We start from the raw sequence: 20,134 nt of genomic DNA, 5'->3' as shown, positions 1-20,134 counted from the left end.
TCACCCCACCAGCGCGCGGTAGACGTCCCGCGCGTGGTCGAAGACGAGGAAGTGCCCCTCCCCGGCGTACCAGTGGGCCGAGCAGCGGGGCAGCATCGCCGCCAGCACCCGGCCCAGCCCGACGGGGACCTGCCAGTCCTGGGTGCCGTGCCAGACGTGCACCTGCTGGCGCACCTCGCCGACCGGGAAGCCCCACGGCCGGAACAGCAGGGCGCGGTCCTCGGCCAGCGACCCGGCGCCCTGGCGCAGCCCCTCGGTGAACGTCGCGGCCAGGACCCGGCGGACGGCCGGCCGGCCGATCACCCGGCGGTCGGCCGGGTTGAGCCGCAGCTGCAGGTACCGCGGCAGCAACGCCGGCCGCACGGTCAACGGCGCGAACACCGGCCGCAGCAGCGCCGACGTCGCCGGGGACGGCCGGTGGGCGGCGGCGCGCACCGTCGGCGGCAGCCAGCCCGGCCAGGGCCAGGGCACGTCCGGGGGCGGGGCGCCGCCGAGGACGCCCACCGCGGACACCCGGTCGGGCAGCGCGTGGGCGCAGGCCAGCGCGTAGGCCGCGCCGCCGGACAGGCTCAGCGTCGCGAACCGGTCGATGCCCAGGGCGTCGGCCAGCTGGACGACGTCGCCGGGCCAGTCGGTGACCCGCCGGCCCGGCTGCGGGTCGGAGCGGCCGAAGCCGGGCCGGTCGGGGACGACCAGCCGCACGCCCCAGCGGCGGTAGGCGCCGGGGTCGTCGACGTGCCGCTCGAGGCGCGAGCTCGGGGAGCCGTGGCAGCCGAGCACCGGCCGGCCCTCGGGGTCGCCCCACTCGGCGTAGGCCATGGTGCGCCCGTCGCGCAGCTGCAGGCGGCCCTCGCGGGGCCCGTCGGCGGGGTCGCTGGGGGTGTGCACGTCCCCGGGCTACCCGGCCGCCCGGCGGGTCAGGCACCCCGGCCGGGGCGGGCGTGCGGCAGCCTGGCCCCCGATGGACCCCGACAGCGCCCTCCGCCGGCTCGACCTCGACGAACCCGCCCACCTGCGCGACCCGCGCGACGCCACCGCCGTCGTGCACCGCTACGCGGCCGAGGGGCCGGTGGCCGCGCTGGTGCAGCGGTTCTGGATCCCGGTGTGGTCGGTGCCGCCCGGGCGCGCGTCGGTGCAGCGGGTGCTGCAGCACCCGGCCTGCCTGCTGGTCGTCTCCGCGGACTCCGCCCGGTTCCACGGCGTGGTCACCGGCCTGTCGACGACGACGCTCACCGGGGAGGGCTGGGCGGCCGGCGTGATGCTCACCCCGGGCGCGGGGGCGCTGGTCGCCGGCGGGCCGGTGGCCCCCTACACCGACCGGCACGTCGACCTCGCCGAGGTGCTCGGGAACGACGGCGACCGCCTGGCGGCCCGGGTGCGGCAGGCGATGGCCGCCGACCCCTCCTCCCCCGGCGCGCACGCCGCCGTGACCGCCGCCTACGGCGAGGTGCTGTCCCGGTTCCTGCCGCTGGACGAGGAGGGGCGGCTGGTCGACCGGGTGGTGGGGCTGGTGGAGTCGCGCCCGGACACCACCCGGGTGGACCGGCTGTGCGCCGAGACCGGGCTGTCGGAGCGGGCGCTGCAGCGGCTGGTGCACCGCCGGCTGGGGCTCACCCCCCGGTGGCTGGTGCAGCGGCGCCGGCTGCAGGAGGCGGCCGGCCGGCTGCGGGAGCGGACGGTGACCCTCGCCGAGGTCGCCGCCGAGCTCGGCTACGCCGACCAGCCGCACCTCACCCGCGACTTCGCCCGGGTCACCGGCATGACGCCGGGCGTGTTCGCCGCCCGCTACCGCGACTGCCCCGGCGACGGCGCTGCGCCGTCCCGGGCGCCGGGCCCGGGTTGCTGACCCGGTTCGTTCCGGCCCCGGTATCCTGCTGACGCGCGTCACACAGCCGGCGTGCCGGAGGGGTCTCCCCTCACCGACACGGGTCCCTGGAGCAACCGGGGCCCCGTTCCTGCAGCCGGCACGCGACCGCCGGCCACCCCGGCCTCCGGAGTTCCACTCGTGACCCGCCCCGACGACCGCTTCGCGGCCGCGCTCCTCGACCTCGGCCTGGTGCCCCTGGACCGGCCGCTGCCGCTGCTGCTCGACCGGGCCGCCGGCCTCGCCGCCGAGGTGCTCGGCGGGCAGCCGGCGTTCTCGGTCACGGTCGTCGGCCCCGAGGGTGGCACCACGGTCGGGACCAGCTCCCAGGTGGCGGCCTCCCTGGACGAGGAGCAGTACCGCGTGGGCGAGGGCCCCTGTCTGGAGGCCGCGACCACCGGGGAGCCGCGGGTCGTCGCCGACACCGAGGGCGACCGGCGCTGGCCCGGGCTGACCGCGGCCGCCGCCGCGGCCGGGCTGCGGAGCGTGGTGTCGATGCCCTTCCCGGCCCCCCGGCCCGTACCGGCGGGCCTCAACCTCTACCTCCAGTCGAGCCTCGCCGCCGACGACGGCCTCCGCGAGCGCGCCGAGCGGTTCGCCCGGCACGCCGCGGTCCCCGTGGCCAACACCCACCTGCACGCCCGCACCGTGCAGCAGGTGCACCACCTGCAGACGGCGCTGGCGTCGCGGGCCGTCATCGACCAGGCCAAGGGCATCCTCATGGAGCGCTTCCGGTTCACCGCGACCCAGGCCTTCGACGTGCTGGCCCGCGTCTCCAACGAGACCAACACCAAGCTCCGGGACGTCGCGGCCCGCCTGGTGGACACCGGGGAGTTCCCGCCGCGCTGAGCCGGGCGGAACCTGGGACGCCATGACCGCCGGACCCGGTTGGCCGGGCGACGCCGCCGCACTCGAGGTCCTGCAGGAGCGGCTGGCCGCGCTCCGCCCGCCGCCGTGGCGACCCGCCGGGGAACCGCTCGTCGCCGCGGTCGCGGCCGTCGGTGGCGGCGCCGGGCTGGTGGCCACCGCCGTCCTCGCCCGCGGGCCGCGGGTCGTGGCCGGGACGACGGTGACCGGCCCGGCGACGGGTCCGTACGAACCGGCGCTGCTCGCGCTGCGGGAGGGCCCGTTGCTGGCCACCGCCGTGACCGCGCTCGGGGGCCGTCCCGACGTCCTGCTCGTGCCCGCCGCCGGACGCGACCACCCGCGCCGGGCCGGGCTCGCGCTGCACCTCGGGGCGGTGCTGGACCTGCCCAGCGCCGGGGTCACCGACCGGCCGCTGGTCGCCGGCGGCCCGGCGCCGGGGCCGGCCCGCGGGGACACCGCGGCGCTGCTGGCCGGCGGCGAGGAGGTGGCCCGGGCGGTGCGGACGGTGTCCGGCGTGCGGCCGCTGGTGGCGTCGGCCGGGTGGCGCACCGACCCGGCCACCGCGGCCGCCCTCGTCCTCGCGACGACCGCCGGCGTCCGCACCCCCGAGCCGCTGCGCGAGGCGCGCCGCCGGGCGCGGGAGGGGCGCTGACCGGGGGCCGCGTCGCGCAGCCGGCCGCCCCGTGGGACGTTCGCCCCGGACTCGCGCCGGTGCACCCCGCGTCGGCGCGCCGACGGGAGGAGTGCCGTGCCGCGCGACCGGGCCTGGGACCTGCTGGTGGTCGGCGGCGGCACCGCCGGGCTGGTCGGCGCCCGGACGGCGGCGGCGCTCGGGGCCCGCGTCGCCCTGGTGGAGCGGGACCGGCCCGGCGGTGACTGCCTGTGGACCGGCTGCGTGCCGAGCAAGGCCCTGCTCGCGGCCGCCGCCCGGGCGGCCGGGGCCCGCACCGCCGGTGACCTCGGCGTGCGGGTCGGCGAGGTCGCGGTCGACCTCGCCGCCGTGATGAGGCACGTGCACGGGGCGGTCGCGGCGATCGAGCCCGAGGACTCCCGGGAGTCGCTGGAGGCCGCCGGGGTGACCGTGCTGCCCGGCACCGCCCGGCTGACCGGCGCCCGGACCCTCGACGTCGACGGGAGGTCGACGTCCTTCCAGGCGGCGCTGCTGGCCACCGGCGCGGTGCCGGCGCTGCCGCCGGTGCCCGGGCTGCGGGAGGCGGCTCCGCTGACCAGCGAGACGGTGTGGGACCTCGAGGTGCTCCCCCGCCGGCTGGCCGTCCTGGGCGGCGGGGGCATCGGCTGCGAGCTGGGCCAGGCGTTCGCCCGGCTCGGCGCCGAGGTCACGCTGGTCGAGGAGCAGCCCCGGGTGCTGCCGGACGAGGACCCCGACGCCTCGGCGCTGGTGGCCGCGGCGCTCGAGGCCGACGGCGTGCGCCTGCTGACCGGCACCCGGGTGACCGCCGTCGCCGGCACCCCGGGCGGGGCCGGCGAGCTGCGCGTGCGGAGCCCCGGCGGGGAGCGCGGCCTCCCCGTCGACCGGCTGCTGGTCGCCGTGGGCCGCCGCCCCGACACCGCGGCGCTCGACCCCGCGGCGGCCGGCGTCGCGCTCGACGACGACGGGTTCGTCCGGGTCGACGCGACCCTGCGCACGACCAACCCGCGGATCTGGGCCGCCGGCGACCTGACCGCGGTCTCCCGGTGGACGCACACCGCCGGCGTGCACGGTGCCACCGCCGCCGTCCACGCCGTCCTCGGCCTGCGCCGCTCGATCGACACCCGCGCCGTCCCCCGGGTGACCTTCACCGACCCCGAGGTGGCCGCGGTCGGGGCGCCGACGTGGGCCCGCGACGGCGCCCGGGCCCCGCGCACGGTGACCCGCCGCGCGGACCGGGTGGACCGCGCCGTCGCCGAGGGGGACACCGCCGGGTTCACCCGCCTGGCGCTCGGACCGCGGTCGCGGATCGAGGGCGCCACCGTCGTGGGGCCGCGGGCCGGCGAGGCGCTGGCCGAGCTCACCCTCGCCGTCCGCACCGGGCTGCGCACCACCGACCTCGCGGCCACGATCCACCCCTACCCGACGCACGCCGACGGGCCGTGGAACGCCGCGCTCGACGACGTCTGGGCCCGGCTGGCCGCCCGCCCGGCGCGGCTGGCCACCGGCACCGTGGTCCGACTGCGCCGGCTGCTCGACCGCGCCCGGTAGCCGTCGGGTCGCGCCGCCCGGTCCCCCCGGGTCACCCGTGCCAGGCGTGGTCGCGGTCGTCCGCACCGTCGACGTCCGCGCTGCCGGCGTCCCCGCGGTCCTCGGTGCGGCTCCGCCGGAGGTCGACCACGCCCAGCACGAGCGCCGCGACGGCGCCGAGCACCGACACGGCCAGCCCCGCCGCCGCGGCCGTCGGGTGGTCGCCGGTCGCGCCGAGGACCAGGTAGAACAGGCCCGGCAGGGCCGCGGTGCCGACGGCGGCGCCGAAGCGCTGCGCGGTCTGCAGGCCGCCCCCGGCCGAGCCGGCCATGGCCACCGGCACGTCGCGCAGCGTCATCGTGATGTTGGGCGAGATGACCAGGCCGCCGCCGAGGCCGCCCAGCAGCAGCGCCGGGGCGATCGCCCACCCGGCCGCCGACGGCGGGACCACCAGCAGCACCACCGCGGCCGCGGCCAGGCCGGTGATCACCCCGGCGAGCCCGACCACGGTGAGCACCCGCCCGTACCGCTCGACCAGCCGTCCGGCGACCACCGCCGACGTCGCCGACCCGAGCGCGAACGGGGTCACCGCCAGGCCCGACTGCAGCGGCGTGTAGCCCAGGCCGGTCTGGAAGAACAGCGCCAGCACCAGCCAGATGCCGCTGAACCCGACGAAGTAGACCGTCCCCAGCGCCGCCCCGATACCGTAGCCCCGGGTCTGCGTCACCAGCCGCGGGTCGAACACCGGCTGGCCGTCGCGGGCCACCACCCGCCGCTCCCAGGCCGCGAACGCCGCCAGCAGCGCCGCGCCGGCGAGGAACAGCCACCACAGCCGCGACAGCCCGCCGGCCTCGGCCTGCACCAGCGGGAAGAGGACCGCCAGCGCACCGGCGCCGAGCAGCAGCACGCCGACGACGTCGATCCGGCCGCGCCCGCCGGACGTCCCGCGCGGCAGCAGCCGCAGGGCCAGCAGGAACGCGACGACGCCGATCGGCACGTTGACGTAGAACAGCCACCGCCAGCCGTCCGGCCCCGACGCCAGGCCCAGGATCGCCCCGCCGACGACCGGCCCGACGGCGGTGGAGACGCCGACCGTGGCACCGAACAGGCCGAAGGCCCGCCCGCGCTCGGCGCCGCGGAACAGCTGCTGGATGAACGCGGAGTTCTGCGGGGCGAGGCAGCCGGCCGCGAGCCCCTGCACCAGCCGCGCGGCGACCAGCCAGCCGACCGACGGCGCCGCCCCCGCGGCCGCGCTGGCCAGCACGAAGCCGGCCAGGCCGGCGAGGAACAGCCGCCGCCGGCCGAGGGCGTCCCCGAGCCGGCCGGCGGGGACCAGCGCCAGCCCGAAGGTGAGCGCGTAGCCCGACACCACCCACTGCACCGTGGCCGGGGTGGCGCCCAGGTCGGCCTGCAGCGAGGGCAGCGCCACCGAGACGATGCTGACGTCGAGCAGGCTCATGAAGCCGACGACGAGGGTGACCGACAGCGCCTGCCAGCGCCTCGGGTCGGGCCGGTACCCCTCGTCCGCACCGGCCGCGGGACGGGAGGCGGCCTCGGCCGGGGAGCGGGGTGGCACGACGGGGTGCCCTACCCGGTGGTGCGCGACCGACACCCGCCGGCCCGTGCCGACGGCCGGGACAGCGCAAGAACGGTCGGGCGCCGCGGACGCCCGGCTCGCCAGACTGGGCGGGTGACGCCACCCGCACGCGACCGGCTGCGCGAGCTGCTCGACGCCGTCCTCGACGAGGACAACCGCACCCTCTCCGACATGGCCGGCGACGCCTACGCCTCCCCGTTCCACTTCAGCCGGCAGGTGTCGGTCGGCGCCGGCGAGTCACCGGTGGCGCTGCGCCGCCGGGTGGTCCTCGAGCGCGCGGCCTGGCAGCTGCGGCAGGGCACCAGCGTGACCGAGGTGGCCCTCGCGGCGGGCTATGAGTCGGTGGAGGGGTTCAGCCGGGCCTTCGCCCGCGCCTACGGCCGCACGCCGGGCAGCCTGGCCACCGACGGGACGCCGCCGCGGACCCGCGACGAGCACTGGCTGCCAGCGCCCAACGGGCTGCACTTCCACCCGCCGTCGTCGCTGTGGGTGTCCGACGAGCCGGTGCGCCGCGGCGGCGACGAGGTGACCGCGCTGCTCGTGCACCACGGCGTCGAGGACACCCGCGTGCTGCTGGAGCTGGCCAAGGGCCTGCCCGAGGAGGAGTACCGGCGGGTGCGCTCGGCCGGCCTGTCGGTGCTGTCCTGGGACGGGCCCGAGGAGACGTTGGCCGCCGTCCTCGACCACGTCGTGTGGGCCCTCGAGGTGTGGGTGGCGTCGATCGAGGGCGGGGACACCCCCGCGCGCGGCCCCGACGACGCCGCGGCGCTGCTGGACCGGCACGACGCCGTCGCCCCCCGGTGGCTGGCCGCGGTGCGTGACATCGCGCGGCGCGGCGCCTGGAACGACCGGCTGGTCGACGCGCTGTGCGAGCCGCCGGAGAGCTTCGTCCTCGGCAGCGTCGTCGCACACGTCCTCACCTTCTCCGCGCACCGCCGGCTGCTGGCCCGGCACTGGCTGCGCGCGGCCGGCGTCGAGGTCGACGCCGGCGACCCCATCGAGTGGCTCTCCCGGAGGAACCGATGACCCGCACCGTCTACTACACCGCCACGTCGCTGGACGGCTTCATCGCCGACGCCGACAACTCGCTGTCCTGGCTGCTGTCCCGCCAGGTCGACCAGGAGGGGCCGATGGGCTTCTCGACGTTCGAGAAGTCGCTCGGCGCCATGGTCATGGGCGCCACCAGCTACCGGTGGATCCGGGACAACGGCGGCCCGGACCCCTGGTCCTACACCCAGCCGGCGTGGGTGCTGACCCACCGCGAGCTCGAGCCCTTCCCCGGCGCCGACATCCGGTTCGCCGCCCCGGGCACGCCGGAGGAGCTGCGGGCGCTGCACGCGGAGATGGTCGCGGCGGCCGGGGACCTCGACCTCTGGGTGGTCGGCGGCGGGCCGGTGGCCGCGCAGCTGGCCGAGGCGGGCCTGCTCGACGAGGTCGTCGTCGCGGTTGCGCCGGTCACGCTGGGCGGCGGGGCGCCGCTGCTGCCGGCCCGGGTGGAGCTGGTGACCCGCGAGGTCGCGCAGAACGGCGAGTTCGTGTGCGTCCGCTACGACGTCGTGCGCTAGGTCCTCGTCAGGCGGCGCGGATCACCGAGACGTCGAACTCGATCTGGATCCGGTCGCTGACCAGCACGCCGCCGGTGTCCAGCGGCGTGTTCCAGGTCAGCCCCCAGTCGCTGCGCTTGATGGCCAGCGCGCCCTCGAAGCCGACCCGGGTGTTGCCGAAGGGGTCCTGCGCCGAGCCGGTGAGGGCGAACTCCACGGTCACCGGCCGGGTGACGTCGCGGATGGTGAGGTCGCCGGTCACCTCGTAGGCCTGCTCGTCGACCTGCTCGACGTCGGTGGAGGTGAACACGATCTCCGGGTACCGCTCGACGTCGAGGAAGTCCGGTGAGCGCAGGTGGGCGTCGCGGTCGGCCTGGCCGGTGTCGATGCTCGCGGTCCGGATGCGGATGCCCACCGTGCTCGCCCCGGGCTTGACGACGTCGAGGTGCGCCTCCCCCTCGAAGTCGGTGAACGCGCCGCGGACCGTGGTCACCATGGCGTGCCGCGCCCGGATGCCGATCCGGGTGTGCGCGACGTCGATCGTGTAGTCGCCCGAGACGTCGGCCAGCGCAGCCGTCGCCGCGTCGAAGTCGATGGGGTCACCCTCGGGTGCCCGGTGCTTGGCCACGTGTCCGTCCTTCCCCCAGTCAGCGGGCCCATCCTCTCCGATGCGCCCGCCGATGACACCGCCGGGCTCCGGAGGCGGCTCAGCGGCCGGGGCGGAAGGGGTTGCGCCCGGGCCGGAACAGCGTCTCCTGCGCGAGGCTGGCGGCCAGGACGCCGTCGCCGGTGGTGACCGAGCCGGTGTACCAGCCGCGCCCGCCGGAGACGGTGTGCGGGACGAGGTCGACCAGCACCCAGTCGTCGAGCCGGGCCGGGCGGTGGAACCAGACGGCGTGGTCGAGCGTGGGCCCCGGCGCCGCCTCGTCCTCCGGCAGCGCCGACAGGCCGGTGCCGATGTCGGAGAGGTAGGTCAGCGCGCAGGCCTGCAGCAGCGGGTCGCCCGGCAGCGGCACGGTGGCCCGGGCCCAGAACCGGGTGGGCATCGACGCGCCGGGGTGCGGCTGGGCGGGACGCCGGCTCTCCATCGTGAACAGCCGCGGCAGGGTGAACGGCTCGCTGTCCTGCGGTGGCTCGGCCGCCGGCGCCGCCGCCACCTGGAGGTCGGGGCCGGCGGTCGGCGCCTGGAAGGACGCCGACATCGACAGCACCACCTCACCGCCCTGCACGGCGACCACCCGGCGGGCGGAGAACGAGCCGCCGTCACGGTCGCGGTCGACCCGGAAGACGGTCGGGCGGGCGGCGTCGCCGCTGCGGAGGAAGTAGCCGTGCAGGGAGTGCGGCAGCCGCTCGGGCGCCACGGTGCGGCCGGCCGCCAGCAGCGCCTGTGCGGCGACCTGGCCGCCGTAGAGCGGCAGCGGGTCGGTGAACAGCAGCGTGCTGCGGTAGAGGTCGCGGTCGATCTCCTCGAGCCGCAGGACGTCGAGCAGCGTGGGCTCCGGGGCGGTCGCGCTCACGGCCGCCGACCGTAACCGGGCGCCGGGGCCGCCTCGCGGGGCGGCCCCGGCGCCGGGTGTCACAGCAGCTCGAGGATGGTCGCGTTGGCCTGGCCGCCGCCCTCGCACATCGTCTGCAGGCCGTAGCGGATGCCGTTGTCGCGCATGTGGTGCACCAGCGTGGTCATGATCCGCGCCCCGGACCCGCCCAGCGGGTGCCCCAGGGCGATGGCGCCGCCGTTGGGGTTGAGCGCCTTGGCGTCGGCGCCGATGTCGGCCAGCCAGGCCAGCGGCACCGGCGCGAAGGCCTCGTTGACCTCGAACGCGCCGATCTCGTCGATGCTCAGCCGCGACTTGGCCAGCGCCTTCTGCGTCGCCGGGATCGGCGCGGTCAGCATGACCACCGGGTCGGCGCCGGCGAGCACCGCGGTGTGCACCCGCGCGACCGGGCGCAGGCCGAGCTCGGCGGCCTTCTCCGACGTCGTCATGAGCAACGCCGCGGCACCGTCGGAGATCTGCGAGGAGTTCCCGGCGGTGATGACGCCGTCCTCGCGGAACGCGGTCTTGAGGGTGCCGAGCTTCTCCACCGTCGACTCGCGGATGCCCTCGTCCTGGCTGACGACGGTGCCGTCCGGCGTGGTCACCGGCGCGATCTGGGCGTCGAAGCGGCCCTCGGCGCGCGCGGTGGCGGCCTTCTCGTGCGAGGCGACGGAGAACTCGTCGCACTGCTGACGGGAGAGGCCCCACCGCTGCGCGATCGTCTCCGCGCCCAGCCCCTGGTTGATCTTCGCGCCGGCGTAGCGCTCGAGGAACCGGGTGCCAAACGGGTTGGCGTCCTGCCGCGCGCTGCCCATCGGCACCCGCGACATCGACTCGACGCCGCCGGCGATGACGACGTCGTAGTGCCCGGCCACCAGCCCGGCGGCGGCGAAGTGCACCGACTGCTGCGAGGACCCGCACTGCCGGTCGACGGTCACGCCGGTCACCGTCTCGGGCCAGCCGGCCGCGAGCGCCGCCGTGCGGGCGATGTCGAAGGTCTGCTCGCCGACCTGGGAGACGCAGCCCCAGATGACGTCCTCGATCTGCGCCGGGGCGACGCCGGCCCGCTCGGCCAGCGAGGTCAGCACGTGCGCCGACAGGTCGACCGGGTGCACCCCCGACAGCCCGCCGTTGCGCTTGCCCACCGGCGTGCGCACCGCCTCGACGATCACCGCGTCACGCATGGTCGCTCCCCTCGACAGGTGTGGTCACCGGCACACTAACCCGCGCCGCCGGGGACCCGGCCGGGACGTCGCAGGAGCGCCGCCGCCGCGGCGGCGGCGAGCGCGGCCGCCGTCAGCCACCCCAGCGGCGCGCCGGCCAGCGGCAGGGCCGTCCCCTCGGTGACGCCGGCGACGAGCAGCACGACAGCCACCCCCAGCGCGGTGCCCAGCTGCGCGGCGGTGTTCAGCACGCCGGCGGCGGTCCCCTGCAGCCCGGGCGCGACGGCGGTGCCCAGCGCCGTCGCCGCCACCGAGGACACGCCGATGCCCAGGCCCGAGACGGCGACGGCGGCCGGGACCACCCACACCCCGGCGGCCGAGGCGAGCAGCGCGAGGTCACCGGCGGCGACGACGGCCAGGCCCGCCGCCGCGGCGGTGCGCGCCGGCACCCGGCGCAGGACGCGCGCGGCGAGGGCGGCGCCGCCCACCACGCACAGGCTGAACGGCACCAGCGCCAGGCCCGCGGCCGCGGCGCCGAAGCCCTCGGCCTCCTGCAGGTGCAGGGCGGCGAGGGTGACCGCGGAGCTGGTGCCGGCGGTGTTGGCCGCCGAGGCGAGCACGCCGGCGCGCAGCCCGGGGTCCCGCACGGCGGCCGCCGGCAGCAGCGGGTCGGCGGCGCGGCGCTCCACCGCCGGGAGCGCCGCGGCACCGGCCAGGCCGGCCGCGACCAGCAGGACCCCGAGGACACGGTGCCCGCCGTCCTCCAGCGCCGAGGCGCCGCTGACGACGGCGGCCACCGCGGCGGCGAGCAGCGCCGCGCCGGCCAGGTCGAGCGCGCCCTCGGCCCGGCGCGGGACCGGCGGCGCCGTGCGGCGCACCGCGGCGAGCAGCACGGCCGACAGCGGCACGGTGAGCCAGAACAGCACCCGCCAGCCGGCCAGGTCGGTGAGCACGCCGCCGAGGACCAGGCCAGTGGCCCCCGCCGCGGCGCCGGCCGCGCTCCAGGCGGCCAGCGCGCGGCGGCGTCCGGCCTCGTCCGCGGACGCGGCGGTGAGCAGGCGCAGGGCGGTCGGCACCGACAGCGCGGCCGCCGCGCCCAGGGCGCCGCGGGCAGCCACCAGTACGCCCACCGACGGCGCGGTGGCCGCCGCCAGCGACGCGGCGCCGAAGGCCACCAGCCCGGCCTGCAGGACGCGCGCGTGCCCGTACCGGTCACCCAGCCGTGCGCCGAGCACCAGCAGCGCGCCGAAGAGGACCGCGTAGACGGTCACCACCGGGGCCGCCGCCGACGCCGGCGCGCCCAGGTCGGCCAGCATCGCCGGGAGCGCGGCCACGACCAGCGTGGTGCCGAGGACGTCGACGAACTGGACCGCGCACAGCACCGGCACCGCGCCGCGTGCGGTCCGGACGGCAGCGGCGCTGCTCACCGGGGTCACGGATCGGCGGGTACCCCGCTTCTTCATCGATGAAGCACGCAGGATGGGTCCGTGCCCGACGACCGGCCGAAGACACTGCGGGACGTCGCCGCCGAGCTCGGCGTCTCGGCCAAGACGGTGTCCAACGCGTTCTCCCGCCCCGACCAGCTCTCCGCGGGCCTGCGCGAGCAGGTCCTGGCCACCGCCCGGCGGCTGGGCTACCCCGGCCCCAACCCGCTCGCCGCCGGGCTGCGCCGCGGCCGGGTCGGCGCGATCGGCGTCGCCTACGACAACGGGCTGTCCTACGCCTTCGACGACCCGGTGGCCGTGGCGCTCCTGGCCGGCGCCTCCACGGTGGCCGAGCCCGCCGGCGCCGGGCTGCTGCTGGTGCCCGGGTCGACCGACACGCACCGCCGGCTGGCCGCGGTCAACGACGCCGTCGTCGACGGGCTGGTCGTCTGCTCGCTCGGCGACGACGACCCGCTGCTGGCCGCCGCCGTCGCCCGCGGGCTGCCGCTCGCCGTCGTCGACCAGCCCCGCCCGGAGCGGCTGGCCGCGCTCGGCGCGCCCGGGACCCCGTGGGTGGGCGTCGACGACCGCTCGGCCGCGGCGGCAGTCGCCGAACACCTGCTGGACCTCGGGCACCGGCGGCTGGCCGTCGTGTCGTTCGGGATGCACCAGGAGCCGGTCCGGCGCGGGCTCGCCGACCTGGAGCTGCAGGCCGCGGCCACCTACGCCGTCACCCGCGACCGGCTCGCCGGCTACCGCGACGCCGTCGAGCGCGCCGGGCTGGACTGGTCGGCCGTCCCGGTGTTCCACGGCGAGGACAGCACGCCCGCGGTCGGCGCGGCCGGCGCGGCGGCCGTGCTGGACACCGATCCCCGCCCCACGGCCCTGGTCTGCCTGAGCGACCGGCTCGCCGAGGGTGCGCTCGCGGTCGCCGCCCGCCGCGGCCTGCGCGTGCCCGACGACCTGTCGGTCACTGGCTTCGACGACGCGGCCACCGCGGCCGCGCTGGGTCTCACGACGGTGCGCCAGCCGACCCGGGAGAAGGGCAGCACCGCGGCGCGGGGCCTGCTCGAGCGCATCGCCGGCCGGCCGGCGCCGCCGCCGCGGGTGCTGCCGACCGAGCTGGTGGTGCGGACCTCGACCGGCCCGGCGCCGCGGGACTAACGGCCGCGCCAGACCGGCGGGCGGCGCTCGGCGAATGCGGTGGCGCCCTCGCGGGCGTCCTCGGAGGCGAACACCGGCTCGATGAGCTGCTGCTGCCGGGTCCAGCCCTCCTCGGCGGTCCAGTCGGCGGTGCCGGTGGCGATCTCCTTGGTGGCCGCGACGGCCAGCGGGCCGTTGGCGGCGACGACGCCGGCCAGCTCGACGGCCGCCTCGAGCGCGCCGCCTTCGTCGACCACCCGGTTGACCAGCCCGACCGCGGCGGCCCGCTCGGCGTCGACCGGCTGCCCGGTCAGCAGCATCTCCATCGCCACGGCCCGCGGGATCCGCCGCGGCAGGAACAGCGCGGCGCCGGCCGCGGCCACCAGCGAGCGGCTGACCTCGGGGACGCCGAAGCGCGCCGTCCGCGCGGCGACGACCAGGTCACAGGCGAGCACCAGCTCGAACCCGCCGGCCAGGGCCCACCCCTCGACGGCGGCGACCAGCGGCTTGCGCGGCGGGGTCTGCGTGATGCCGCACAGCCCGCGGCCCTCGATCGCCGGGCGCTCGCCGCGCAGGAACGCCTTGAGGTCCATGCCGGCCGAGAACGTGCTCCCGGCGCCGGTGAGCACTCCGGCCCGCAGGTCGCCGTCGGCGTCGAGCTCGTCGACGGCGGCGGCCACCCCCCGCGCCACGGCGGCGTCGAGGGCGTTCTTCGCCTCCGGCCGGTTGATCGTGATGACCTGCACGGCGCCGCGGCGCTCCACCAGCACGGGATCGGGCACCCGTCGACCTCCTCTTCTCGGCGCCCCGGTCAGCGGGGGCGCGACCACTCCTCGAGCACGGCTGCGGCGTCGGCCGGGCCCGGCGGGACGGACGCGGCGGGGCCGGCCGGGGTCCGGGAGAACCGCGGCGCCGGCGCCGCCTGCACCACCCCGTCGACCTCGGCGAACGTGCCGCGCGCGGCCAGGTGCGGGTGCGCCGGCGCCTCGCGCGGCTCCAGCACCGGCGTGACGCAGGCGTCGGTGCCCTCGAACACCCGCTCCCAGTGCTCACGCGAGTGGGCGGCGAACGCCGCGGTGAACGCCTCCCGCAGCCGCGGCCAGCCGGCCGGGTCGGACTGCGGGGGCAGGCCGGCGTCGGCGAGCCCGAGGCCGGCGAGCAACTCGGCGTAGAACTGCGGCTCCAGCGCCCCCACGGCGACGTGCCGGCCGTCGGCGCAGGGGTAGACGTCGTAGAACGGCGCGCCGCCGTCGAGCAGGTTGGTGCCGGGCCGGTCCGACCAGACGCCCATCGCCCGCATCGACCACATCAGCTGCGAGACCAGCGCGACGCCGTCGACCATCGCGGCGTCGACGACCTGCCCGCGCCCGGACCGCGACCGCTCGTGCAGCGCGGCGAGGATCCCGACGAGCACCAGCATCGAGCCGCCGGCGTAGTCGGCGACCAGGTTCATCGGCGCCCGCGGCCGCTCCCCGGGGTGGCCGAGCGCCGCCAGCGTCCCGGTGACCGAGAGGTAGTTGACGTCGTGGCCGGCGCGGTCGGCCCACGGCCCGTCCTGGCCCCAGCCGGTCATCCGCGCGTAGACCAGCCCGGGCGCCCGCTCCAGGCAGACGTCGGGCCCCAGACCCAGCCGCTCGGCGACACCGGGCCGGAACACGTCGATCAGCACGTCGGCGCGTGCGACGAGGTCGAGCACGAGCTCGCGGCCCCCGGCGGTCTTGACGTCGGCGGCGACCGGGCGCCGGCCGCGCAGCACGACGTCGCGCCCGGTGCCACCCACCCGCAGCGCGCCGGCGGGCCGCTCCACCCGGACGACGTCGGCGCCGAGGTCGGCCAGCACCATCGCCGCGTGCGGGCCGGGGCCGATGCCGCCGAGCTCGACCACCCGCAGCCCGGCGAGCGGCCCGGTCACGCCGCGGTCCGCAGGTGCCGGTCGAGGAAGCGGAGGATGCGCGCCCAGGCGTCCTCGGCCGAGGGCCGGTGGTAGCCGCCGCCGAGCACCCGCTCCAGCGCCGTGACCGGGCCGGGGTGCCGGTTGAGGAAGGAGTGCCCGGCGCCGGGGTACTCCCGCACGTCGTGCTCGACGTCGAGGTCGGTGAGCACCCGGTCCAGCCGGTCGGCGGCACCGCGCAGCGCCGGGTCGCGGCCGCCGTAGCTCGCCACGACCGGGCACGCCCCCGCCAGCACCCGCTCGGCGTCCCGGGGCAGGAAGCCGTAGTTGGGCGCGGCGACGTCGAACCCCCGGGTGGCGGCGACGAGCGCGAACCCGCCGCCCAGGCAGAACCCGAGGACGCCGATCCGGCCGGTGCAGTCGTCGCGGTCGGCGAGGAAGCGGCGGGCGGCCTCCAGGTCGCCGAACGCCGGGCCCTCGCCGCGGGACAGCGACCGGAAGGTCGAGCGCAGGCAGCGCCGGATCCCGCCCGCGCTGAACAGGTCGGGCGCGACGGCGAGGTAGCCCGCCGCCGCGAGCCGGTCGGCGTGGTCGCGGACGTCCTCGGTCAGCCCGAAGGCCTCGTGCACGACGACCACGCCGGGCCAGGGCCCCTCCCCCACCGGCGGGACAGCGAGGTGGGCGGACAGCTGCGGCGTGCTCACGCCACCGGGGACGACGGTGCTGGGCAGGACGGCCTCCGGGATCTCGGACGGCGGTGCGGACCGGTGCGGCGCGCCCGACGCTAGCCCGCCTGTGTGGCGCCCGTCTCACCGGGCCGGGTGCAGTGCGGATCACGGCCGCGGAGGTGGCACCCGGGACCCCGGAGGCGGACAGTTGGAATTGCAGACCCAGCAGGTCGGAGCCGTTGTCCTGTGACCGACACCGCACGTGGTGGGCCCGCCGGTGACGGCCGGGAGCGACCGTCGCCGCCGACCGTCGCTCGAGAGGAACCACCATGTCCCGCCTGCGCTCCGCCCTCACCTCCGCCCGCGCCACCCGCGCCCGCCGCCGCGACGAGCGCGAGCTGCAGCGCGCCCTCGCCACCGCGCCCACCCAGGAGTCGGCGCACGAGATCGCCGCGCTGGCCGCCCGCCGCTGAGCGGTCCCGGCCCTCCTCCCGGCCCCGGAGCCCCGCGGCTCCGGGGCCGGCCCGTTCCCGGACACGTGTGGTCCGGGCAACACCCCGCCGTTACGGTGGCACCCGGTGCCAGCACCGGACCCCCCGGTCCGACGACAGCGGGAGACGACATGGCGGGCGCGTGGTTCGAGACGGTGGCCGAGGCGCAGCGGCGGGCGGAGCGGCGGCTGCCCAAGGGCGTCTACGGCGCGCTGGTCGCGGGGTCGGAGAAGGGCCTGACCGTCGACGACAACCTGCGGGCGTTCGACGAGCTGGGCTTCGCGCCGCACACCGCCGGCCTGTCGAACACGCGCGGGATGGCCACCACCGTGATGGGCCAGGACGTGTCCATGCCGGTGCTGATCAGCCCCACCGGCGTGCAGGCGGTGCACCCCGACGGCGAGGTCGCCGTCGCCCGGGCCGCGGCCGCCCGGAACGTGGCGATGGGCCTGTCGTCGATGGCCAGCAAGCCGATGGAGGAGGTCATCGCGGCCAACCCGAGGACCTTCTTCCAGCTGTACTGGGTGGGCGACCGCGACACCATGGCCGCCAAGGTGGAGCGCGCCCGGCGGGCCGGCGCCGCCGGGCTGATCGCCACGCTGGACTGGTCGTTCGCCTACGGCCGCGACTGGGGCTCCCCGTTCATCCCGGAGAAGATCGACCTCGAGGCGGTCCGCCGCTACGCCCCCCAGGTCGTGCTCCGGCCGCGCTGGCTGCTGCAGTTCGCCCGCACGAGGAAGCTGCCCGACCTGTCCGTGCCCAACATGGTCGGCGACCCCGCCGAGACCCCGCCGACCTTCTTCGGCGCCTACGGCGCCTGGATGCAGTCGCCCATGCCGACCTGGGAGGACGTCGCCTGGTTGCGCGACCTGTGGGGCGCGGACCGCCCCTTCATGCTCAAGGGCGTCATGCGCGTCGACGACGCGAAGCGCGCCGTGGACGCCGGCGTCACCGCCATCTCGGTGTCCAACCACGGCGGCAACAACCTCGACGGCACGCCCGCCTCGATCCGCGCGCTGCCGGCGATCGCCGAGGCGGTCGGCGACCAGGTGGAGGTGCTGCTCGACGGCGGCATCCGGCGCGGCTCCGACGTCGCCAAGTCCCTGGCCCTGGGCGCGAAGGCGGTCATGATCGGCCGCGCCTACCTGTGGGGGCTGGCGGCCAACGGGCAGGCCGGGGTGGAGAACGTGCTCGACCTGCTGCGCGACGGCCTCGGCTCCGCACTGACCGGCCTGGCCCGGGAGTCGACCGCCGAGCTGACCCGCGAGGACGTCGTCGTCCCGCCCGGCTTCGAGCGGCGCCTCGGTGTGGCCGGACCCGATGCCCCGGTCGAGGCGGCCCCGGTCGAGGCGGCGCCGGTGGCGTCGGCGCCCAAGCGTGCACGGCGGCCCCGCACCGCCTCGTAGCGACGGCCCGGTAGCGACGGTCATGCCGGGCGGGGCGCCTGGGGCGCCCGGTGCCCAGATCGGGGTGGTGTCGGCCACAGGAGGCTGATCGCGGGCGCCGGCCGACCTATGCTCGCGCCGTCATGGGCACGGGGGGTGCCGGAACCGTCGCGTTCCGGGTGTTGGGCGAGGTCGGCGCCGTCCGGGACGGCGTGCCCCTCGACCTCGGTGGTCGCCGGCAGCGGTCGGTGGTCGCCCGGCTGCTGGTCGCCGGCGGCCGGATGGTCCCCGCCGACGTGCTGGTGGCCGACCTGTGGCGGGCCTCCTCCCCCGCCGACGCGATGGGTTCGCTGCAGGCCCACGTCAGCCACCTGCGCCGCATCCTCGAGCCCGGCCGCGCACCCCGGACGCCGGCCGCGCTGCTGGTCACCGTCCCCCCGGGGTACGCGCTGCGGCCGGCCGAGGACGCCGTCGACGTGCTCCAGGCGCTGCGGCTGCTCGACGAGGGCGACCGGCTGGCCGCGACCGACCCGGCCACCGCCCGGGAGCGCTACACCGCCGCCATCGACCTCTGGCGCGGCCCGGCCTACGCCGAGTACGCCGACGAGCCGTGGGCCGCCCCGGAGGCCGCCCGCCTCGACGAGCTGCGGCTGACCGCGGTCGAGCGGCGCGCCGCGGTGGCCCTCGACGCCCCCGGCGGACGCGACCCCCTGCCGCTGCTGCGCGCGCACGTGGCCGAGCACCCGCTGAGGGAGGAGGGCTGGCGGCTGCTGGCCCTCGGCCTCTACCGCGCGGGCCGGCAGGGCGAGGCCCTGGCCGCGCTGCGCGAGGTCCGCACCCGGCTCGCCGACGAGCTCGGCGTCGACCCCGGTCCGGAGCTCCGGGCGCTCGAGGAGGCCGTGCTGGCCCAGGCGCCCTCCCTGCTCCCGGCCCGCCCGCCCGCGCCCGCCGTCGTCGCCGCGGCCCGCCCGGCGGTGGCTCCCGCGGCCGCGGCGCCCGTGCCGCCGGCGCCGCGGCCGGTCGGCCGGGACGCCGAGCTCGCCGCGCTCGAGGCGGCCGCCGGCCGCGCCGCGGAGGGCCGGCTCGAGGTCGCCGTGCTCGCCGGGGAGGCCGGCAGCGGCAAGACCACGGTGCTCGAGCACCTGCGCGCCGAGTACGCCGGCCGCGGCTGGACCACGCTCGCGGTGTCCTGCCCCGAGACCGACGGCGCCCCGCCCGCCTGGCCGTGGGCCGCGGCGCTGCGCGCGCTGGCCGCCACCGCCCCGCCGGAGGACCCCGCGCCGCTGACCCCGCTGCTGACCGACGACGTGCCCGCCGAGACCGGCGGTGACCCGACCGGCAACCGGTTCCGGCTGCACCGCGCGGTGGCCGGCTGGCTGGCCGCCGTCGCCGCGGCGACGCCGCTGCTGGTCACCGTCGACGACCTGCACCGCGCCGACCGCGAGAGCACCGCGCTCCTGCTGGACCTGCTGCCGGCCCTGGCCGGGTGCCCGGTGCTGGTGGTCACCGGGCACCGGCCCGAGGAGAGCTCCGGGCTGGCCGACGTCCTGGCCGCCCTCGCCCGCCGATCCCCCCTCGGCCTGCGGTTGCGCGGCCTCGAGCGTCGCGCCGTCGACGCGCTGGTGGAGGACTGGGCGCTCACGCCGGTCGACGGCCGCACCCGTGCCGCGATCGCCGCCCGCGCGGACGGCAACCCGTTCTACGTGCGCGAGCTGCTGCGGCTGGTCGACGCCGGCGCCGACGTCGACGCCGTCCCCGGCACCGTGCGCGACGTGGTGCGGCACCGGCTGGCCTCGCTGCCCGCCCGCACCGGCACCCTGCTGCGGCTCGCCGCGGTCGTCGGGCGCGACGTCGACGCCGAGGTGCTGCTGGCCGCGGCCGCCCCGGCCGGCGGCGCGGACGACGACGAGGACGCGCTGGTCGAGGCGCTGGAGACCGCGCTGGTCAGCGGCCTGCTGGTCGAGCCCGGTCCGGGCCGGCTGCGCTTCGTGCACGCGCTGGTCCGCGACACGCTCTACGAGGACCTGTCCTCGCTGCGCCGCACCCGGCTGCACGGCCGGGTGGCCGCCGTCCTCGAGCGGCTGCGGCCCGACGACGTCACGGCGCTCGCCCACCACACCGCCGCGGCCGGACCGGGGTCGGCCGCGGGGGGGGGGGGGGGGGGGGGGGGGGGGGGCGCGCGCGGCCCCGGGCGGGGCCGGCCACCCGGCCGGGCGGGGCCGCGTTGGGGGGGGGGGGGGGCGACGTGGTCGCCTAACGCCGGGCCCTCGCCCCGGGACAGCGACCGGAAGGTCGAGCGCAGGCAGCGCCGGATCCCGCCCGCGCTGAACAGGTCGGGCGCGACGGCGAGGTAGCCCGCCGCCGCGAGCCGGTCGGCGTGGTC

General features: G+C 78.3%; 19 protein-coding genes. 10 read left to right on the top strand and 9 right to left on the bottom strand.

Annotation, left to right across the window (positions count from 1 at the left end):
* Complete coding sequence (locus tag ACI78U_RS16475) at positions 1–888, bottom strand: alpha/beta fold hydrolase (protein ID WP_456876419.1); 888 nt, start codon at positions 886–888, stop codon at positions 1–3.
* Positions 889–961: 73 nt separating this feature from the next.
* On the opposite strand from ACI78U_RS16475, the gene ACI78U_RS16470 reads away from it, so the two are divergent.
* The 4 genes from ACI78U_RS16470 (at position 962) to ACI78U_RS16455 (ending at position 4,931) form a co-directional block, all read left to right on the top strand.
* Complete coding sequence (locus tag ACI78U_RS16470) at positions 962–1,846, top strand: helix-turn-helix domain-containing protein (protein ID WP_456876418.1); 885 nt, start codon at positions 962–964, stop codon at positions 1,844–1,846.
* 159 nt (positions 1,847–2,005) lie between these two features.
* On the top strand, positions 2,006–2,713 hold the full coding sequence (locus ACI78U_RS16465; RefSeq protein ID WP_456876417.1) for a GAF and ANTAR domain-containing protein: 708 nt from the start codon (positions 2,006–2,008) through the stop codon (positions 2,711–2,713).
* A gap of 22 nt (positions 2,714–2,735) precedes the next feature.
* Entirely contained in the window at positions 2,736–3,383 is a 648-nt protein-coding gene (locus ACI78U_RS16460) for an endonuclease V (RefSeq protein ID WP_456876416.1), read from the top strand.
* 96 nt (positions 3,384–3,479) lie between these two features.
* Positions 3,480–4,931: a dihydrolipoyl dehydrogenase family protein gene (locus ACI78U_RS16455; protein WP_456876415.1), complete on the top strand. Its 1,452-nt coding sequence runs from the start codon at positions 3,480–3,482 to the stop codon at positions 4,929–4,931.
* Between the two features lie 31 nt (positions 4,932–4,962).
* Here ACI78U_RS16455 and ACI78U_RS16450 read toward each other — a convergent pair whose 3' ends face one another.
* On the bottom strand, positions 4,963–6,486 hold the full coding sequence (locus ACI78U_RS16450; RefSeq protein WP_456876414.1) for an MFS transporter: 1,524 nt from the start codon (positions 6,484–6,486) through the stop codon (positions 4,963–4,965).
* A gap of 114 nt (positions 6,487–6,600) precedes the next feature.
* On the opposite strand from ACI78U_RS16450, the gene ACI78U_RS16445 reads away from it, so the two are divergent.
* Entirely contained in the window at positions 6,601–7,533 is a 933-nt protein-coding gene (locus ACI78U_RS16445) for a helix-turn-helix domain-containing protein (RefSeq protein WP_456876413.1), read from the top strand.
* Positions 7,530–8,072, top strand: coding sequence for a dihydrofolate reductase family protein (locus tag ACI78U_RS16440; protein WP_456876412.1), 543 nt, complete (start codon positions 7,530–7,532; stop codon positions 8,070–8,072). Before ACI78U_RS16445 ends, ACI78U_RS16440 begins: the two co-directional genes overlap by 4 nt.
* Before the next feature lie 7 nt (positions 8,073–8,079).
* Here the strand turns inward: ACI78U_RS16440 and ACI78U_RS16435 are convergent, their stop codons facing one another.
* The 4 genes from ACI78U_RS16435 to ACI78U_RS16420 all read right to left on the bottom strand — a co-directional run bounded on the left by ACI78U_RS16435 (position 8,080) and on the right by ACI78U_RS16420 (position 12,185).
* On the bottom strand, positions 8,080–8,679 hold the full coding sequence (locus ACI78U_RS16435) for a YceI family protein (RefSeq protein WP_456876411.1): 600 nt from the start codon (positions 8,677–8,679) through the stop codon (positions 8,080–8,082).
* Positions 8,680–8,758: 79 nt separating this feature from the next.
* Entirely contained in the window at positions 8,759–9,568 is an 810-nt protein-coding gene (locus tag ACI78U_RS16430; RefSeq protein ID WP_456876410.1) for an acyl-CoA thioesterase, read from the bottom strand.
* Between the two features lie 59 nt (positions 9,569–9,627).
* Positions 9,628–10,770 carry a thiolase family protein gene (locus ACI78U_RS16425; RefSeq protein ID WP_456876409.1) on the bottom strand — a complete coding sequence of 381 codons (1,143 nt, stop codon included), beginning with the start codon at positions 10,768–10,770 and terminating at the stop codon, positions 9,628–9,630.
* Positions 10,771–10,805: 35 nt separating this feature from the next.
* Positions 10,806–12,185: an MFS transporter gene (locus ACI78U_RS16420; protein WP_456876408.1), complete on the bottom strand. Its 1,380-nt coding sequence runs from the start codon at positions 12,183–12,185 to the stop codon at positions 10,806–10,808.
* Positions 12,186–12,236: 51 nt separating this feature from the next.
* Between ACI78U_RS16420 and ACI78U_RS16415 the strand changes: the two genes are divergently transcribed.
* Positions 12,237–13,337, top strand: coding sequence for a LacI family DNA-binding transcriptional regulator (locus ACI78U_RS16415; protein ID WP_456876407.1), 1,101 nt, complete (start codon positions 12,237–12,239; stop codon positions 13,335–13,337).
* On the opposite strand, the gene ACI78U_RS16410 is transcribed toward ACI78U_RS16415, so the two are convergent.
* Genes ACI78U_RS16410 through ACI78U_RS16400 form a run of 3 tightly spaced genes read right to left on the bottom strand, consistent with a single transcriptional unit; the run spans position 13,334 to position 15,911 of the window.
* Positions 13,334–14,098 carry a crotonase/enoyl-CoA hydratase family protein gene (locus ACI78U_RS16410; RefSeq protein ID WP_456876406.1) on the bottom strand — a complete coding sequence of 255 codons (765 nt, stop codon included), beginning with the start codon at positions 14,096–14,098 and terminating at the stop codon, positions 13,334–13,336. The two genes, ACI78U_RS16415 and ACI78U_RS16410, sit on opposite strands and share 4 nt — an antisense overlap.
* Positions 14,099–14,127: 29 nt before the next feature.
* Entirely contained in the window at positions 14,128–15,228 is a 1,101-nt protein-coding gene (locus tag ACI78U_RS16405) for a CaiB/BaiF CoA transferase family protein (RefSeq protein WP_456876405.1), read from the bottom strand.
* Complete coding sequence (locus tag ACI78U_RS16400) at positions 15,225–15,911, bottom strand: dienelactone hydrolase family protein (protein ID WP_456876404.1); 687 nt, start codon at positions 15,909–15,911, stop codon at positions 15,225–15,227. The genes ACI78U_RS16405 and ACI78U_RS16400 overlap by 4 nt, the downstream gene beginning before the upstream one ends.
* 293 nt (positions 15,912–16,204) lie before the next feature.
* On the opposite strand from ACI78U_RS16400, the gene ACI78U_RS16395 reads away from it, so the two are divergent.
* From ACI78U_RS16395 to ACI78U_RS16385, 3 genes are all read left to right on the top strand, one after another.
* The gene (locus ACI78U_RS16395; protein ID WP_456876403.1) at positions 16,205–16,348 is read left to right on the top strand and encodes a hypothetical protein; all 144 of its coding nucleotides are present in this window, start codon (positions 16,205–16,207) and stop codon (positions 16,346–16,348) included.
* A 149-nt stretch (positions 16,349–16,497) separates the two neighbouring features.
* On the top strand, positions 16,498–17,772 hold the full coding sequence (mftD, locus tag ACI78U_RS16390) for a pre-mycofactocin synthase MftD (RefSeq protein ID WP_456876402.1): 1,275 nt from the start codon (positions 16,498–16,500) through the stop codon (positions 17,770–17,772).
* Positions 17,773–17,894: 122 nt separating this feature from the next.
* On the top strand, positions 17,895–20,105 hold the full coding sequence (locus ACI78U_RS16385; RefSeq protein WP_456876401.1) for a BTAD domain-containing putative transcriptional regulator: 2,211 nt from the start codon (positions 17,895–17,897) through the stop codon (positions 20,103–20,105).
* The last annotated feature ends 29 nt before the right edge of the window (positions 20,106–20,134 follow it).

The organism is Geodermatophilus sp. SYSU D00710 (genome assembly GCF_054050195.1).
This window is presented reverse-complemented; position numbering and strand designations above follow the sequence as displayed.

What these genes read in the sequence shown, in the direction of transcription:
- ACI78U_RS16470 (WP_456876418.1), top strand. Translation starts at nt 962, where the DNA reads ATGGACCCCGACAGCGCCCTCCGCCGGCTCGACCTCGACGAACCCGCC.
- ACI78U_RS16460 (WP_456876416.1), top strand. Translation starts at nt 2,736, where the DNA reads ATGACCGCCGGACCCGGTTGGCCGGGCGACGCCGCCGCACTCGAGGTC.
- ACI78U_RS16440 (WP_456876412.1), top strand. Translation starts at nt 7,530, where the DNA reads ATGACCCGCACCGTCTACTACACCGCCACGTCGCTGGACGGCTTCATC.
- ACI78U_RS16425 (WP_456876409.1), bottom strand. Translation starts at nt 10,770, where the DNA reads ATGCGTGACGCGGTGATCGTCGAGGCGGTGCGCACGCCGGTGGGCAAG.
- ACI78U_RS16395 (WP_456876403.1), top strand. Translation starts at nt 16,205, where the DNA reads ATGTCCCGCCTGCGCTCCGCCCTCACCTCCGCCCGCGCCACCCGCGCC.
- mftD (WP_456876402.1), top strand. Translation starts at nt 16,498, where the DNA reads ATGGCGGGCGCGTGGTTCGAGACGGTGGCCGAGGCGCAGCGGCGGGCG.
- ACI78U_RS16385 (WP_456876401.1), top strand. Translation starts at nt 17,895, where the DNA reads ATGGGCACGGGGGGTGCCGGAACCGTCGCGTTCCGGGTGTTGGGCGAG.